The 16,684-nt window shown below is 61.1% G+C and carries 11 protein-coding genes; 2 read left to right on the top strand and 9 right to left on the bottom strand.

Features of this window, described 5'->3' with window-relative positions:
* Position 1: 1 nt before the first annotated feature.
* The 4 genes from cyoB to hmpA form a co-directional block, all read right to left on the bottom strand.
* Complete coding sequence (cyoB, locus tag GIW79_RS00395; protein ID WP_003194053.1) at positions 2 to 2,020, bottom strand: cytochrome o ubiquinol oxidase subunit I; 2,019 nt, start codon at positions 2,018 to 2,020, stop codon at positions 2 to 4.
* Between the two features lie 3 nt (positions 2,021 to 2,023).
* Positions 2,024 to 2,965 (bottom strand): ubiquinol oxidase subunit II, encoded by a 942-nt coding sequence (gene cyoA / locus GIW79_RS00390; RefSeq protein ID WP_034128724.1) that lies wholly within the window; start codon positions 2,963 to 2,965, stop codon positions 2,024 to 2,026.
* A 793-nt stretch (positions 2,966 to 3,758) separates the two neighbouring features.
* Positions 3,759 to 4,265 carry a disulfide bond formation protein B gene (locus GIW79_RS00385; RefSeq protein ID WP_047711744.1) on the bottom strand — a complete coding sequence of 169 codons (507 nt, stop codon included), beginning with the start codon at positions 4,263 to 4,265 and terminating at the stop codon, positions 3,759 to 3,761.
* Between the two features lie 222 nt (positions 4,266 to 4,487).
* A complete protein-coding gene (hmpA, locus tag GIW79_RS00380) occupies positions 4,488 to 5,669 on the bottom strand; it encodes an NO-inducible flavohemoprotein (protein ID WP_054896963.1) in 1,182 nt (393 codons plus the stop codon).
* A gap of 147 nt (positions 5,670 to 5,816) precedes the next feature.
* On the opposite strand from hmpA, the gene norR reads away from it, so the two are divergent.
* A complete protein-coding gene (gene norR / locus GIW79_RS00375) occupies positions 5,817 to 7,364 on the top strand; it encodes a nitric oxide reductase transcriptional regulator NorR (RefSeq protein ID WP_236453815.1) in 1,548 nt (515 codons plus the stop codon).
* Positions 7,365 to 7,416: 52 nt separating this feature from the next.
* Here norR and GIW79_RS00370 read toward each other — a convergent pair whose 3' ends face one another.
* Positions 7,417 to 8,355 carry a DMT family transporter gene (locus GIW79_RS00370; protein WP_236453818.1) on the bottom strand — a complete coding sequence of 313 codons (939 nt, stop codon included), beginning with the start codon at positions 8,353 to 8,355 and terminating at the stop codon, positions 7,417 to 7,419.
* A gap of 136 nt (positions 8,356 to 8,491) precedes the next feature.
* On the opposite strand from GIW79_RS00370, the gene GIW79_RS00365 reads away from it, so the two are divergent.
* Positions 8,492 to 9,367, top strand: a complete 876-nt coding sequence (locus tag GIW79_RS00365; protein ID WP_054896966.1) for a helix-turn-helix domain-containing protein — start codon at positions 8,492 to 8,494, stop codon at positions 9,365 to 9,367.
* On the opposite strand, the gene GIW79_RS00360 is transcribed toward GIW79_RS00365, so the two are convergent.
* The 4 genes from GIW79_RS00360 to GIW79_RS00345 all read right to left on the bottom strand — a co-directional run bounded on the left by GIW79_RS00360 (position 9,364) and on the right by GIW79_RS00345 (position 16,657).
* Complete coding sequence (locus tag GIW79_RS00360; RefSeq protein ID WP_236453821.1) at positions 9,364 to 11,859, bottom strand: LuxR C-terminal-related transcriptional regulator; 2,496 nt, start codon at positions 11,857 to 11,859, stop codon at positions 9,364 to 9,366. The genes GIW79_RS00365 and GIW79_RS00360 overlap by 4 nt on opposite strands.
* A gap of 230 nt (positions 11,860 to 12,089) precedes the next feature.
* Positions 12,090 to 13,448, bottom strand: coding sequence for a DUF1329 domain-containing protein (locus tag GIW79_RS00355; RefSeq protein ID WP_054896968.1), 1,359 nt, complete (start codon positions 13,446 to 13,448; stop codon positions 12,090 to 12,092).
* 27 nt (positions 13,449 to 13,475) lie between these two features.
* On the bottom strand, positions 13,476 to 15,266 hold the full coding sequence (locus GIW79_RS00350; protein WP_014719872.1) for a DUF1302 domain-containing protein: 1,791 nt from the start codon (positions 15,264 to 15,266) through the stop codon (positions 13,476 to 13,478).
* 479 nt (positions 15,267 to 15,745) lie between these two features.
* On the bottom strand, positions 15,746 to 16,657 hold the full coding sequence (locus tag GIW79_RS00345; RefSeq protein WP_034128734.1) for an SDR family oxidoreductase: 912 nt from the start codon (positions 16,655 to 16,657) through the stop codon (positions 15,746 to 15,748).
* Between the last annotated feature and the right edge of the window lie 27 nt (positions 16,658 to 16,684).

Here is a 16,684-nt window from a genome sequence, read left to right as displayed (position 1 = left end):
TTTAAGCCTGTTCCAACGAGGTTTCTACACGGTTGGCCGGGATCTTCTTCTCGGCTACCAGGCGAGCGTGTTGCTCGGCTTCGATGCGTTCGATCGTTTCGACCGGCACCATGTAGCCTTGATCATCACGGGCAGCGTGAATGATGAAGTAACCGATAGTGCCCACCAGGCTCGCGATTGCCAGCCACCAGATGTGCCAGATCATCGCGAAACCGAACACGGTCAACAGCGCACCCATCACCACGCCAGTGGCGGTGTTGTTTGGCATGTGGATCGGCTCGTAGTGCTTGGGCTTCTGGTACGCAGTACCGTCTTCCTTGGCTTCGGTGAACGCATCAATGGTGTTCGCAGTAGGGATCACGGCGAAGTTGTAGAACGGTGGTGGCGACGAGGTCGACCATTCCAGGGTGTGGCCGTTCCATGGGTCGCCGGATTCGCACATGTTCTGCTTGCGATCACGCACGCTGACGTACAGCTGGATCAGCTGGCAGGCGATACCCACAGCGATCATCACCGCACCGAACATGGCAACGTACAGGTACGGTACCCACTCAGGGTTGGTGGTGGCGTTCAGACGACGGGTCATGCCCATGAAGCCCAGTGCATAGAGCGGCATGAACGCGACGAAGAAGCCCGAGATCCAGAACCAGAACGCAGCCTTGCCCCAGCCTTCGTGCAGCTTGAAGCCGAACGCTTTCGGGAAGTAGAAGCTGAAACCAGCGATGTAGCCGAATACCGCACCACCGATGATCACGTTGTGGAAGTGGGCGATCACGAACAGGCTGTTGTGCAGCACGAAGTCAGCACCCGGGATGGCCAACAGTACGCCGGTCATGCCGCCGATGGCGAAGGTCACCATGAAGCCCAGGGTCCACAGGACCTGGCTGGTCATGCGCAGACGACCGTGGTAGATGGTGAACAGCCAGTTGAATAGCTTCACACCCGTCGGGATGGAAATCAGCATCGTCGCCAGGCCGAAGAAGGCGTTGACGCTGGCCCCCGAACCCATGGTGAAGAAGTGGTGCAGCCACACCATGAAGCCCAGTACGGAGATCGCGCCAGAGGCGTAGACCATCGAGTGGTGACCGAACAGGCGCTTGCCGGTAAAGGTCGAGATCACTTCGGAGAAAATACCGAACGCTGGCAGGATCAGGATGTACACCTCAGGGTGACCCCATGCCCAGAACAGGTTCACGTACATCATTGGATTGCCACCAAGTTCATTGGTGAAAATGTGGAAATCCAGGTAACGGTCAAGCGATAGCAGCGCCATGGTAGCGGCCAGGATCGGGAACGAAGCCACGATCAGCACGTTTGCCCAGGTGCAGGTCCAGGTGAAGATCGGCATGTCCATCAGTTTCATGCCAGGGGCGCGCATTTTCAGGACGGTGGCCAGGAAGTTGACCCCCGTCAATGTCGTTCCGAGCCCTGATAACTGTAGCGCCCAGATGTAGTAGTCCACACCCACGCCCGGACTGTATTGCAGCCCCGACAATGGCGGATACGCAACCCAACCGGTCTTGGCGAATTCGCCGACGCCCAGGGAAACGTTGATCAGCACCACGCCGGACACCAGCAGCCAGAAGCTCAGGGAGTTCAGGAACGGGTAGGCAACGTCACGCGCACCAATCTGCAGCGGCAAGGCAAGGTTCATCAAGCCGGTGAAGAAAGGCATCGCCATGAAGATGATCATGATCACACCGTGGGCGGTGAAGATCTGGTCATAGTGTTCAGGTGGCAGGTAGCCAGGCGAACCCTCGGTGGCCATGGCCAACTGGGTACGCATCATGATGGCGTCGGCAAAACCACGCAGCAGCATGACCATGGCAACGATGACGTACATGACGCCGATTTTCTTGTGGTCGACCGAGGTCAACCACTCGGTCCACAGGTAGGACCACTTCTTGAAATAGGTGATACCCGCAACCAGCGCCAAACCACCCAGCGCGATCATGGCGATAGTCACCATTACGATCGGCTCGTGGAATGGGACCGCGTCCCAACTTAATTTACCAAACATCGTTTACTCCTCTGCCCCAGCAGTTGAATGCGCGCCTGTATCAGAACCTTCAACCGCGGCCACTTCTTTCTTCTCGTGCTTGACCGGCTTGCCTGGCTTCATACCTTCGTACTTGTCGACGATTTTCTGAAACAGGTCCGGCTCATACGCGGAGTACAAGGCGACAGGGTTGTTCTGGCTCGGTTTGGTCAGAGCGTCGTATTCAGCTTGATCAAGCTGTTTAGGTGCGGCCTTGACTGCAGCTACCCAGGCGTCGAAATCTTCCTGGCTTGTCGAGATCGCTTTGAATTTCATGCCGGTGAAGCCAGCGCCGCTGTAGTTGGCGGAGATGCCTTCCATTTCAGCTTTCTGGTTGGCGATCAGGTGCAGGCGGGTCTGCATGCCTGCCATCGCGTAGATCTGGCCACCCAGTGCAGGGATGAAGAACGAGTTCATCACGGCGTCGGAGGTGATCCGGAAATTAAGCGGGGTGTGCTCCGGGAAGCGGATCTCGTTGACAGTGGCGATACCCAGGTCCGGGTAGATGAACAGCCACTTCCAATCCAGCGCGACCACCTGGATGTTCACAGGTTTGACGTCGGACTCCAGCGGACGATACGGGTCCAGCGCGTGGGTCGACTTATAGGTGACGTAACCCAGGGCGATGATGATGAGGATCGGAACCAACCACACCGCGATCTCGATCTTGGTGGAGTGCGACCACTTCGGCGCATAGGTGGCGCTGGTGTTGGACGCGCGGTATTTCCAGGCGAAGGCGAAGGTCATCACGATCACAGGCACCACAACCAGCAGCATCAGCAGGGTAGCGGTGATGATCAGGTTTCGTTCATCCAGACCGACCTGTCCTTTTGGGTCGAGCAAGGTCCACTTGCAGCCTCCCAGCATTAACATCATGCCAAGCAGCGGCAAAAAGCCTAGTAATCGGGGGTACCTGTTTTTACTCATCTCACGACCTCTAAAGCAGCTTGCGCAATGCAGTTGGGTTTTGATCGCCAACACTTCACCCTGCCAAGGGTTGGCATTTCTCTTCGATTGAATAAGAGCCTGCCCGACACGTCATGACTGTACGTTTCACGGACCTGCAGTGAGTTCTTATTCGATTTCGTGGCTAAAGGCCTTGTTACAGACCAATTCCATTTGGTGCGGATAGTTGAAAGGCTGCCGGAACCTGGGGTCGCATTGAGCCTTCCATCTGCTCCTCGACCGCTCCAATGCTCAAATATTGAACAGCACCGGACATTCAGTGCGGGCGATTGTAGTTAGCTAGCGATGTATAAACCATGTCTTATAGAGAAATAATTTTTATCGATTCCAGCAACAATCCTTCACCAAAGTTGCAAAGATTCGCGATCTTATCGCGTTCGATTCTCAACAAAAACCACAAAAATTGCCGTGTTATTGGGCACAGTGCCACTTCCCTTACGGCCTGTAAGGGCATGCCAAGGGTATCCAAGTGCCCATAAAACAAGGCATTCATAGATGCTTCAGGGATTGGGGCCGCACACGAATCGGGCCGCCGTGGGAACCACGAACTGACAGCACAATTTGTACGTGGGGTGCAAATCCAAGGGCCGATTTGGCGGGTCAGAAACGTCCTGCGACAACGTTCATGTGACAACATGTCGCACGCTGCGCGCACCTTCCGTTGCCCCTCGTCACGGTGCTTTCACAAATCCCTACAAACAAAAACGCTCCGCCTTCATTCAGAAGCAACGGAGCGTTCGGCAGGCGCGGCGGTTCAGGCTTTGGGATGACGGTTGCGATAGATGCACAGGGGCACCAGGATCGCCGTCAGCACGAATGCAACCAGCGCCCATTGGGCCAGGGACAGGCCGAGGACCGGTGGGTAGGGGGTGCTGCAAAAGCCGTCGACCTGAAAGCCCAGGGGAAACACCTTGGCCAGGGGCAGGTCGTCAACGATCGGCTGCAACACATCGATGCCGCAACTGACCTGGGGAAAGAACTGGGTGTACACATGGTGGCCGGCCGCAGCCACGCCACCCAAGGCGCTGAGCACCACCAACCCTTCGAAGAACGTCAGCGCGCCCTTGGTGCGCATGGCCGCGCCGATGAACGCGAAGAGCGCAATCAGCAGCAAGGCGTAGCGTTGCAGAATGCACAGCGGGCACGGTGCTTCGCCCAGTACCACTTGCATGTACAGCGCCCCGCCAATCAGCGCCAGGCAGATGATGCCCAGCAACACCAGAAAGCGCCGCTCCCTGCCTAAACGCATGTCGTCAATCATCCCCGTCTTTCCCTTTCTCTGATTATGGTTGTGCCTGATGGCAACAAGTTTACACACAGGCAGTGGTTAAAACAGAGGGGGGTTAACAGCGGATTAATCGTGGCAAATGTAGTGATTGTGCGGACGCCATCGCGGGCAAGCCCGGCTCCCACATTGGAATGCGATCCTCTGTGGGAGCCGGGCTTGCCCGCGATAATGCCGATAGGGTCAATTGGCCAAATTCTATTCCAGCGCCGCCGCCGGGCCAAAGAACTCATAGCGCGCCTGCTTCTCCGGCACACCCAGCGCCTTGAGATGCCGCTTGATCGCCGCCATGAAGCCCTTGGGGCCCAAGAAGTAAGCATCAATATCACGCTGCTCAGGCAACCAGGCCGCCAGTTGCTCCTGGTTGAGCATCCCGACCTTGTCTGCCGCCGGGCTGATGCCGTCATCCTCGGCGTAGCAGTAGAAACGCTTGAGCTGCGGATGCTTGGCCGCCAGGGTGTCCACCCAGTCACGGAACGCATGCACCCCGCCGTTACGGGCACAATGGATGAAATGCACCGGGCGCTCGGTTGCCAGGGCGGCTTCGAGCATTGGCAGCGTGGGCGTAATGCCTACCCCGCCGCTGATCAGCACCAGCGGTTTATCACTGGCGGCCAGGGTGAACTCGCCCGACGGCGGGAACAGGTCAATGGTCGCGCCGACATGCATCTGGTCGTGCAGGTAATTGGAGACCCGCCCGCCCGCTTCGCGCTTGACGCTGATGCGGTACAGCCCGGTGTCGGTGAGGGCCGACAGGGAATAGTTGCGACGCACTTCCTCGCCATCGAGCACCAGTTTCAGGCCGATGTACTGGCCGGGCGCTGCGGCCAGGATCGGGCCGTTGTCCACCGGCGCGAAGTAGAAGGAGATGATCTCGTCGCTCTCCTCCACGCGCTTGACCAACAGGAACGCCCGCGCCCCCCGCCAGCCGCCGGGCGCCTGGGCTTTTTCGTCGTAGATGGCCGCTTCGGCGCCGATCAGAATGTCCGCCAACTGGCCGTAGGCCGCGCCCCAGGCGCTCATGACCTCGGGGGTGGCAATCTCGCTGCCCAGCACTTCGGAAATAGCCCGCAGCAGGCAGGCGCCAACAATGGGGTAATGCTCCGGCAGAATCTGCAACGCCACGTGTTTGTTGATGATCTTGGCCACCAGGTCGCCCAGTTGGTCCAACTGGTCGATATGCCGCGCGTACATCAGCACGCCATTGGCCAGGGCGCGAGGCTGGTCACCACTGGCCTGGTGGGCCTGGTTGAACAGCGGGCGGACTTCCGGGTACTCGGACAGCATCATGCGATAGAAATGGGTGATCAGCGCTTCGCCGCCGCTTTCCAGCAGGGGCACAGTGGATTTGATGATGGCACGGTCTTGGGCACTAAGCATGGGAGACTCCTGGGTCTTCTTACTGATTGCTTTTAGGCAGTCAGTAATCGTGCCAACTTAAAAATCATTTATTTTCAATAACTTAAATATTGTGTAGTCAGTATGACTTCCTACACTTTATAGTCATAAGGACTACAGGGAGTCATTATGACTGCACAACCACTGCTCACCACCTTACTGCCGCTGGTCGCTGACCTGTCCCGGGACTTGCCCGAAGGCGAGCGCTACCGGCGCCTGCTGCAAGCCATGCGTGCACTGCTGCCCTGCGACGCCGCCGCGTTGTTACGCCTGGACGGCGAGTGGTTGGTGCCGCTGGCCGTGGACGGCTTGAGCGCCGATACCTTGGGGCGACGCTTCAAGGTCAGCGAACATCCGCGCTTCGAGATCCTGCTGAGCAGCCCCGGCCCTACCCGCTTCGACAGTGACAGCCAATTGCCCGACCCCTATGACGGCTTGGTCGCCGGTTTGCACGGCCAGTTGGAAGTCCACGACTGCATGGGCTGCCCGCTGTTTATCGACGACCAGCCCTGGGGGCTGCTGACCCTGGACGCCCTCGATACCGAGCGCTTTGAACGGGTCGAGCTGGACGCCCTGCAAGCCTTCGCCAGCCTCGCCGCGGCCACCGTCAACGTGGCTGAACGCATCGAGCGCCTGGCGCTGCGGGCCGAAGACGAGCACCAGCGCGCCGAGATCTATCGCCAGGCCAGTGGCCAGCAGCCCAAGGAAATGATCGGCCAGAGCAAAGCGCACAAGCGCCTGGTCGAGGAAATCAACCTGGTCGGCGGCAGTGACTTGACCGTGCTGATTACCGGCGAAACCGGGGTCGGCAAGGAATTGGTGGCCCAGGCGATCCACGCCGCCTCCTCCCGCGCCGACAAAACGCTGATCAGCCTCAACTGCGCCGCCCTGCCCGAGACCTTGGTAGAGAGCGAACTGTTCGGGCATGTGCGCGGCGCCTTTACCGGCGCGTTGAACGAGCGCCGGGGCAAGTTCGAACTGGCCAATGGCGGTACCTTGTTCCTGGATGAAGTGGGTGAGTTGTCGTTGACCGTGCAGGCCAAGTTGCTGCGCGTGCTGCAAAGCGGCCAGTTGCAGCGCCTGGGGTCGGACAAGGAGCACCAGGTGGATGTGCGCCTGGTTGCTGCCACCAACCGCGACCTTGCCGAAGAGGTGCGCAATGGCCGCTACCGTGCCGACTTCTACCACCGTTTGAGCGTCTACCCACTGCAAGTGCCAGCGCTGCGCGAGCGCGGGCGTGATGTGCTGCTATTGGCGGGGTTCTTCCTCGAACAGAACCGCTCACGCATGGGCCTGGGCAGCCTGCGCCTGACCGGAGATGCCCAGGCGGCCCTAACGGCCTACAACTGGCCCGGCAATGTGCGCGAGCTGGAGCACTTGATCGGACGCAGCGCGTTGAAAGCCCTGGGCAACTGCCGCGAGCGCCCCAAGATTCTCAGCCTGAGCGCCCTGGACCTGGACTTGCCCGACGTGACTGCGGCTGCGGCCGAAGAGGCACCGGCCCCTGCCCTCCCGGTGGTCAGCGGCGACCTGCGCCAGGCCACCGAGCATTACCAGCGCCAACTCATCAGCGCCTGCCTGGAACGCCATCAGCACAATTGGGCCAGCGCCGCCCGCGAACTGGGCCTGGACCGCGCCAACCTGGGGCGCATGGCCAAGCGGCTAGGCCTCAAGTGATCGGTGATCGTTCCCACGCTCCGCGTGGGAATGCCTCACCCGACGCTCCGCATCATGGCCTCGAGAGCGGACGCGGAGCGTCCCGAGCGGTATTCCCACGCAGAGCGTGGGAACAATCGCGCGCACGGGCCTTACGAAACACCAGCACATTCCCCAGCATCACCAGCACCAGCCCCATCAACGCCGGCGCCGTCCACTGGTAACCCTCGGCCACGGCCGACACATTCAGCGCCACCACCGGAAACAGCACCGTGCAATACGCCGCTTTCTCCGGCCCCATGCGGCCCACCAGGGTGAGGTAAGCGGTAAAACCAATCACCGAGCCTGGGATCACCAGGTACCACAGCGCGCCGATATACCGCGCGCTCCAGTCCATCTCGAAGGGAATACCACGCACTGCGCAATAGGTCGCCAGCATCGCTGCCCCATAGGCCATGCCCCAGGCATTGGTGGTCAGCGGCTTGAGCCCGGCCTTCTGCTGCAGGCTCGATAGCAGGTTGCCCGCCGAGAAGCACAGGGTGCCCAGCAGGGCCAAGCCCAGGCCCAACAAGGTTTGCGGGCTGGCGGTATGCCCAACCAGCTCCGGCCAGAACAAAAAGCCCAGCCCCAGCAACCCAAGCGCCCCGCCCATCAGCACGTTACGCGCCACCCGCTGGCCGAAAAACACCCGGGCATTGAGCGCGTTCCACAAGGTCGCCGTGGAGAACACCACCGCCACCAGGCCACTGGGGATCCATTGGCTGGCGGTGAGAAAGCACATGAAGTTGACGCAGAACAGGCACAGCCCCTGCGCCAGGCAGATCATGTGCCCGCGCCGGTTCATCACCTGCAACTTGCGGCTGAGCAGCAACAGCACGAACAGCACCAGAGCGGCCAGGCCGAAGCGATAGACAATCGACACAGGAATCGCGACCACGCCCAACTGCCATTTGAGGGCGATCCAAGTGGTGCCCCAGATGAGCACCGTGAGTAGATACAGGAAAAGATTCATAGCCGGCTCCGTCGATTGAGCCACAGTGTGGCCTTCAACCCCGTGCAGGCTCTTGCACATTCTTGCGCTTTTGTCGGGCGATGGGCTCACAGCGCCAGCCGTGGAGCGTAGGATGCGGGGTGTCGGAGACCACACCATGCCAGAGCTGCAATCGCTGCACGTCTTCCAAGCCCTCAACCGCTCGCCCCACGCACGCCTGCAAGCCTGCGCCGAGCTCGGTGACGGGTTGGCTGCGGCCGTGTGGAGCAACCACCATGACGCCCAGGATTACCAAGCCCCCAGCCATCACACCTTGTCCTGCTACATCGGGGGTGGCACGGGCACCTTTCGGCGTGATCAGCCGGGCCTCAAGGGCGGCCCCGACAAACTGTGCATCCTGCCGGCCGAGCATCAGTCGGCCTGGGTGATCAATGGCGATATTCGCCTGGCCCACCTGTATTTCAGCCCGGAACAATTTGCCCTCGGCTGCGTCACCCTGCTGGACCGGGAGCCACGGGAGTTGCACTTGCGCGAGGGCACCTTCCTTGAAGACCCATTCCAGGCCCAGCGTTTTCGCCAGTTGGTCAGCCTCAACTGGCACGAGCCCGGCGAGCGCCTGCTGACCAGCAGCCTGGCCCACGAACTGCTCAGCCATACCTTGCTCAACCAGGTCGGCGCCCGCGAAGGCTTGCGCTTGAAAGGCGGGTTGGCCGCGCACCAACGGCGGCGGTTGGTGGAGTACATCGATCAACATATGGAAGACGCCATCAGCCTCGGCCAGTTGGCCGCCATGTGCGCGCTGTCCGAATACCATTTCGCCCGAATGTTCCGCCAAAGCTTCGGCGTGCCGCCCCATCAATACCTGCTGGCACGGCGTCTGGCGCGAGCGAAAAACCTGCTGCGCAGCAGCGTTTTGCCGATCAGTGAGCTGGCCTTGCTGTGCGGTTTTTCCAGCGCCAGTCATTTCAACCAGCGCTTTCGCCACGCCATGGGCGCCACGCCGGGCCAATACCGCCAGGCATTCTGCGCCTAGACCATCAAGCCCAACGTCTTCGCCTTGGCCACCGCCTGGGTGCGTCGCTCTACCCCGAGTTTGCTGTGGATACGCCGCGCATGCGTCTTGACGGTATGCAGGGAGATATACAGGCGATCAGCGATTTCCAGGTTGGAGTTGCCCAGGGCGATCAGTTGCAGCACCTCCAACTCACGCTGGCTCAGCGGGTTCTGCGCCGCCCCGGCAGGCGCGGCCTGGGGCTCCAGGCCCAGCTCACTCAAAAGTCCCGGGGCGCGTAAACGCAACTCGCGGACCGCCTGCTGCACCTGGCAACGCTCTGCCAGCGCCAAGCCAGCTTGCAGCGACCGACGCGCCAACGCCGGGTCGCCAAGCTGCCAGGTCACTTCACCCAGCACCAGGTGCAATTCGGTTTCCAGGCAAAGCATGCCGCGTTGCCGTGAGGTGTCGAGCAAGGCATTGAGCCGTGCGATAGGTTGCTCGGCACAGCCCAGCTTGACCTCGGCCAGTACCAGCAAATATTCCAGGCGCGGGATCAGCTCCAAGGTGGCCGGCGGTGCCTGCTTGGCGCAAGGCCCGCGAAAGTGGCGCAACACCCGGCGCACGGCTTGCACCGTCAATTCGGCGCGGCCTTGCTGCAACCAGAAGTGCCCACTGACCAACAGCAGTACCGCACGGTACACCGTGTCGGGCACATGGCGCTGCTGCATCAGGCGTTCGGCGTCGCGTAATTGAATGAAGGCCTGCGCGTAGTCGCCACGATTGGCCGCCAATAGCGACAGGCCCAGAAAGCCGTACAGAACGCGCTTGTCCTGGCTCTGCAGGCACATGCTCAAGCCGGCCTCGAAACATTCGGCGGCCAGGCCGTCCTGGCCCTGACGCAAGGCCAGATGCCCGCGGCGCAGAACAATACGCCCCACCAACGGCCCGGCGTTGAGCCGTTGCCCGGCCAACATCGCTTGCACCGTTTCCAACAGGCTTTGCGCCCGGTACGGCGCGCCACGCTGCTCCAGCAATTGGGCGTGGTCCAACTCCAGCAGGGCCTCCAATACCAGCGAACCGTGGACCCGGGCCAGGCACAGCGCTTCACGGTTCAAGCGTTGGGCGGCCTCCAACTCACCGCGCAGCAAGGCTTGCTGGGTCAGGCCCGAGAGGCACATCAGGCGCGATGTCCAGGCGCTGTCGGGCAACGCTTGCAGGGCTTCGAGAAAGTGCTCGCGGGAGCGTTCGGCGTCGCCGCTCAAATGCAGCAACCAGCCCCACTGCGCCTGCCAGCGCGCCAGCAGATAGCGCTGCGCGGCGGGCGTCGGTTGCGGGGCGAACCGGGCCAGTTGGTCGATGCACAAGGCCGCCTGTTCGAAGCGCCCGGCAAACAACAACGCGGCCGTGAGCAGCCCCACCAGTTGCGCCGACCCCAACATCAATTCATCGCCCTGCTGTTCATGCAGGCGCAACAGCAACACGGCGTTCTGCTGGCGAAACAAATCCTCGAAACTGAAGTGCTGCAACAGGCTCACCGCCACTTCATATTCCTGCGCCAGCAACGCCTGCTCGAACGCGGCCTGGCAGTCACCCTCGGCGCTGAACCATTGGCACGCGCGTCGGTGCCAGGAGCGTTTGGCCGGCCAGGGTTCGTCGCGCAGCAGTCGCGCCAACGGTGGGAAAATGTGGAGCCAGTCGCTAGTGTCTTCCCAGGGCTGGATAAACGCACCCAGTGCCTGCAATTCGCGCAAATGCTCAGCGCCGTCACCACCACCGAACAAGTACTCACACAGGTTCAGGTTGAAGCGCGGCAGATGGGCCAACACGCGCCAGGCCTCAGCCAATGGTGCCGACAAGGTGTTGAACAGCTCATGCTGCAGGTAATCGAGCAGGGTCTTGTCGGGGTGGCCGTCGCCCAACAAGGCGATACGCACACCGGCGCACCAACCGGCGCTGAACTGCATCACGCTGTCGACGCTATGCCCCGGGGCGAGCAGTTGCTCGACTTCCTCAGCGCTGAAAAACAACTCGCTGCACTCCAGCAACTCATCGTCGAGCAACAGGCGTGGCCAATTGCACAACGGGCGCCGTCGCGCGCCCAGCCACCAGGTCAACTGCGGGCTGCCAGCGGCGAGCAAACGGTCCAGCAGCGCATCCAGCTCAGGCGCAGGCGAGCGACAGAAATCATCCAGAAACAACCACGTGGTGTGTGGCCAACGGCCCAAGTCGAGCAATAACGTGGCTTCATCCACAAACGGCAAGCCAAGCTGCTGCGCCAGCCGTGCGCAGAATTCCAAGGGGCTGAGCGCGGCACCGTTGAGTGGCATCCACACCACCTGACAGCCCTTCGGCGCCTGCAGCGCACACTCGGCGAGCAACGCGCTCTTGCCACTGCCTCCCGGTGCGCACAGCAACCTTACCCGCGCCTGCGCCGTCAGCAGAGGCACAGTCAGCCGCGCACGCAACGCATGGTGGGCGGACAGCCGTGGCATAAATCCAGGACGGTCCAGGCAGCGGGTCATGGCGGTCATTGCTGCATCCTGCTGTTTTTATTGTTGCGTCACCCTAGACCTGTGGTTGGCGGTTGTTGAAGAAGTATTCAGCGGGTTGATTGAAGACCATAAAAACCAAGGTATACGCCCTTCAGTGTGGGAGCTGGCTTGCCTGCGATGGCGGTGCAACAGCAATCGATGAGCGGCCTGGCCCACCGCTATCGCAGGCAAGCCAGCTCCCACATTTTCAACCTCATTTCAGTGTGGAATCAGCGAACGCCCTCCGATCTCAGTGCAGCCGGGGTGTAGTCCGCCGCCTTGGCCGCGAAGCCGAACACGAAGCTGCTCTTCTCCTCGTTCTTCATGCCCAGCGCGATGTAGCGCCCTGCAATCAGGTCGTACAGGGTTTCCACGGTGTAGGCCGGCACCTGGTGGTCGTAATAGAACTGCGCATGGCCTTCGGCAACGCGCCACAGTTGGCCGCGGCCGTCGTAGTGGTCCACCAGGGCGACTTGCCAGCTGTCTTCGTCGATGAACATATGGCGTTTGGCATAGATGTGCCGCTCGCTGGGCTTGACGGTGCCGACCACTTCCCACACGCGGTGCAACTCGTAACGGGTCAGGTCCTGGTTGATATGGCCGGCCTTGATGATGTCGTCGTACTTGAGGCTCGGCGAATCGAGCTTGTAGCTGTTGTAAGGGATGTACATCTCCTTCTTGCCCACCAGTTTCCAGTCATAACGGTCGGGTGCGCCGGAGAACATGTCGAAGTTGTCGGTAGTGCGCAGGCCGTCGGAGGCGGTACCCGGGCCGTCGTAAGACACCTGCGGTGCACGCCGCACACGGCGCTGGCCGGCGTTGTAGATCCAGGCCAGGCGCGGTTCCTTCACCTGGTCGAGGGTTTCATGCACCAGCAGCACGTTGCCCGCCAGCCGCGCCGGCGCGGTGACCGACTGCTTGAAATAGCTGAGCACGTTGGCGGCCTTGGCCGGGTCGATATCCGGGATGGCTTGCGGCACCGCTACTTCTTCTTCGAAACGGATCGGCGTGTAGCTGCCATTGGTCTGGGGCGTGGCCTGGGTGATGATGCGCCGCAGGTTGCCGCCGTGGTAACGGGTGATGTGATTCCACAGCACCTCGACGCCATTCTTGGGGATAGGGAACGCGTAGTAACGGTTGCCGGTGAAATTCTCCAGGCCGTTGCCATCGTTGATCGCCTTCACATTCAGGGCGCTTCGCTTGATCGACTCGTAAATGTCCGCCGGCAAGTTGACCGTGCGGTGGCTGGGGTACACCGGGATCTTGTAGGTCTCGGGGTAGCGCTTGAACATCGCCACCTGGCCGTCGGAGAGTTTGTCCTTGTACTTGTCCACCGTGGCGGCGGTGATCACGAACAGCGGTTTTTCGTTAGCGAAGGGGTCGGAGAGGAAGCCCTTGCTGTCCACCGTGCCGGCGTTTTTGGGGATGCCACCGGTCCAGGCGGGGATCGAGCCATCGGCATTGCCGGCTTTTTCGGCGCCGACCGGGGTCAGGGAAGTGCCGAGCTTGGCTGCTTCTTCGGGCGATACCGCCGCCATTACGTTGGCGGCCAATACGCTCAGGGCCAACACTGCAATCATCTTACGCATAGGGTCTTGTCCTTCTTTTAAGCCAGATCAGAAGTTCACGCCGAAGCTGAGGGCGAGGAAGTCGCGGTCGGTCAGGGTGTTGTAGTCACCGCCAAAAAAGTCGGTGTAGCTCAGGCTTGCGGTGTAGGTGCTGCGATAGTCCGCATCCACGCCGACGCTGATGGCCTTGGCGCCTTTGTTGAACAGGCCGTTGGGGCCGTAGCCCGCGACGTCATGGGACCAGGACAGGTTGGGCTTGAGGTTCACACCGGCAATGGCGTTGTTGTAGTCAAGGATCGCCCGCGCCCGGTAGCCCCAGGAGGTGGAGGTGACAAAACCGTCGGTGTCACCTTGAAAACCGTAGGCGCCGTACACCGAGTCTCGGCCGTAACGCAGTTTGGTTTTGTCTTCCAGGCCGGCGACGTGCACCACCGCGGCTTCGCCCACCAGGGTCAGGCGCTCGGCGCCCAGTACCTGGTCGAAGAACTGGGTCATGGTGCTCTGAATCTGGGTGATTTCCTTGCGGCGATAGCCTTTGTTGTCATCGCCGAAATTGCTGCGGATGGGTGAGGCGAGTTGGCCCGCAATGGGGTTGACCAGGGCCAGGGTCAGGTCGGTGGTGTTGAGCTGCACCGGCGCATTGGGCCGATAGCTGATTTCGCCGGTCCACGCCGTGCCCGTGGGCAAGGTGGTGGAGAAACTGGCGCCGAACAGGCGGATGTCTTCCGGGTAATCCAGGTAGTACTGGCCGCGGCCGAGCATGGTGCTTTGCGCCAAACCGCCCCCGGAACCGGGCGCCAGGGCGTTGGCGGTGTTGATGATGCGCCCGATGGTGGCCAGGTTGGTATTGGCGGTCAGGGTGCCGACGGTCGGTGTGCGACTGTGGTAGTTCATGAAGTACAGGCCGTATTCAGTGTCATCACCCAGCCAACGCAGGGCCGCGCCGAACTGGCCGGAGTCACGCGCATCGCGGTCACCGGCACGCCGCACGATCACGCCTTCATTGGTCACGCCAAACCCTTGGCCAAAGGCAGCCGCCACCGGTTGTAGCGGTCGGATCGCCGGGCTGCCCACGGTGTAGTTATTGGTGCAGCCATCCGCCGCCACGTCCCCGCCGAAGAAGGTGCCGCAGTTGTCGAGCACCGTCTGGTCCCATTCCAGTTGATAGAAACCTTCCACGGTCAGTTGATTGGTCAGGCTCTGGGAGGCAAACAGCATGTTCACCGGGATCAAGCCTTCCTTGATCTCGGCACCGGGCCTGCGGAACGCCGACACGTCGATCGGGTTGATGCTGTTGATGGAGTTACCGATGAAGGTACTTTCGCCCCAACTGACCACCTGCTTGCCGGCGCGCACGGTGCCGGGCAGGTCGCCCAGGGAGTAGTTGTGGTAGACGAAGGCATCGAGGATCTGCGCACCGCTGGACTTGGCGCCTTCCTTGCGGTTGTGGTCGCTGATGGGCTTGAACTCGCGGTCTTCGTCCTTGAGCTCGAAGTCGTACCAATACTTGCCACGCACGAATACCCCGGTGTCGCCGTACTTCAACTCAAGGTCGTGCAGCCCCTTGAAGATCTTGGAGAAGGTCTCGCCCTTCTTGAAGTTGAGGCGCCCGTCATCTCCGGTGGACGCCTGGCCCGTCCCGCCATTGACCGTGCCGACCAGGCTTTTGTCGGCATCGCGCATGCCCCAGCTGGCGCCGACCGACAGCGAGGAGTCGAACTGCCCTTCGATCTCGCCGATGTTGAACGAAACAGCCTGCGCCTGGGCACAGCAGCCCAGCGCAACCGCAGTGGCCAGCGCCTGTGGCGTGAAGATGGCGCGCATTATTGTTTTTGTCATGCGTCTTCCCCGGTGAGTGACAGAAGGCTCCACCCTACTGCCGCCCTTGAGGGGCGATAAGCGCACCAAGGAGGTATTCGTGTTGTCGCTCGAAAGGATGACGGGGTTCTCTGGCCGGCGCTGGACCGGGCCATGCATGCGATGGATGAAGGCTTATCAGAGGCATCGATGGTGCCGGGCAATTATTGTCGATTTGGTAACAGTCCTTGTCCCGAACTGCTATTACTCATTCTGTTACAACCGATTATTCTTGCCTGGCTTTCAGGGCAAACGGCCCGCTCCCGCATTGGGGAGAAAAGCTGATTTATAACGGATTGATCCTGTAATCAGTCTGTTCCCGGTGTTCACTGACGTTGATTTGTCGCTCCTTGATCCAACGTCTTACTTCGGCCGCTGCCTATGCAGCGGCCTTTTTTATGCCTGCAATAAAACGGGGCGTCATCGACGCCCCGTGGGATTCATTGATTTACCGGCAATGATCAGAGGCTGAACTTCTGCAAGTTGGCCATCATTTCCTTCAGCGCCTCAATATTGTCCTTGGGGTGCGCAGCCCCTTCGAAATCGCAGATCTGCTGCCAGTGCGCGGCCACATCCTCCGGCGAAAAACCGGCCTCGGGATCAAAACCCACACCCAGGCTGCGCTCCCAACGGGTCTTGCCGATCCAGCCGCCACCCACTTCAAACAAGCCTGCGGTTTCCTCACAGGCGTCACTGCCCAGGTACACCACCAGTGGGCTGACCAGTTCCGGCTTGAGGCGCTCGAACACCTGCGGCGGGATCAGCCCTTCGGTCATGCGTGTGCCACCGGTGGGGGCAATCGCGTTGACCAGGATGTTGTTCTTGCGCCCTTCCAGCGCCAGGGTACGCGTCAAGCCATACAGGCCCAACTTGGCCATGCCGTAGTTGGACTGGCCGAAGTTGCCGTAGATACCGGACGTCGACGCCGTGAAGATCACCCGGCCATAACCCTGCTCGCGCAAATGCGGCCAGGCGGCGCGGGTGACTTTGTAGGCGCCTTCGACGTGCACCCGGTAAACCAGGTCCCAGTCGCTGTCATCCATTTTATGGAAGGTCTTGTCGCGCAGGATGCCGGCGTTGTTGACCACCACGTCGACCCGGCCGAAGACATCCAGTGCGTTCTGTACGATCTTGTCGCCGTCGGTGACGGAGTCATGGTTGGCTTCCGCAATGCCGCCCGCCGCGCGGATCTGCGCCACCACCCGGTCGGCCGCCGAGGCGTTGGCGCCCTCGCCTTGGGTTGACCCCCCCAGGTCGTTGACCAGCACTTTGGCCCCGTGCCTGGCGAACAGCAGCGCATGGGCCTGGCCCAAGCCACCACCGGCGCCGGTGACGATCACCACCTTATCCTGGAACTGCACTGACTCACTCATACCGAACTCCGCTGGCGACAATGGGAA

Origin of the sequence: Pseudomonas sp. PA-7-1E (genome assembly GCF_021605325.1) — a bacterium.
Lineage (GTDB): Bacteria > Pseudomonadota > Gammaproteobacteria > Pseudomonadales > Pseudomonadaceae > Aquipseudomonas > Aquipseudomonas fluorescens_BV.
This window is presented reverse-complemented; position numbering and strand designations above follow the sequence as displayed.

Excerpts from the sequence above, each read along its gene's own strand:
- cyoB (WP_003194053.1), bottom strand. The coding sequence starts at position 2,020 with ATGTTTGGTAAATTAAGTTGGGACGCGGTCCCATTCCACGAGCCGATC.
- GIW79_RS00355 (WP_054896968.1), bottom strand. The coding sequence starts at position 13,448 with ATGCGTAAGATGATTGCAGTGTTGGCCCTGAGCGTATTGGCCGCCAAC.
- GIW79_RS00385 (WP_047711744.1), bottom strand. The coding sequence starts at position 4,265 with ATGATTGACGACATGCGTTTAGGCAGGGAGCGGCGCTTTCTGGTGTTG.
- hmpA (WP_054896963.1), bottom strand. The coding sequence starts at position 5,669 with ATGCTTAGTGCCCAAGACCGTGCCATCATCAAATCCACTGTGCCCCTG.
- GIW79_RS00350 (WP_014719872.1), bottom strand. The coding sequence starts at position 15,266 with ATGACAAAAACAATAATGCGCGCCATCTTCACGCCACAGGCGCTGGCC.
- norR (WP_236453815.1), top strand. The coding sequence starts at position 5,817 with ATGACTGCACAACCACTGCTCACCACCTTACTGCCGCTGGTCGCTGAC.
- cyoA (WP_034128724.1), bottom strand. The coding sequence starts at position 2,965 with ATGAGTAAAAACAGGTACCCCCGATTACTAGGCTTTTTGCCGCTGCTT.
- GIW79_RS00345 (WP_034128734.1), bottom strand. The coding sequence starts at position 16,657 with ATGAGTGAGTCAGTGCAGTTCCAGGATAAGGTGGTGATCGTCACCGGC.
- GIW79_RS00365 (WP_054896966.1), top strand. The coding sequence starts at position 8,492 with ATGCCAGAGCTGCAATCGCTGCACGTCTTCCAAGCCCTCAACCGCTCG.
- GIW79_RS00360 (WP_236453821.1), bottom strand. The coding sequence starts at position 11,859 with ATGACCGCCATGACCCGCTGCCTGGACCGTCCTGGATTTATGCCACGG.
- GIW79_RS00370 (WP_236453818.1), bottom strand. The coding sequence starts at position 8,355 with ATGAATCTTTTCCTGTATCTACTCACGGTGCTCATCTGGGGCACCACT.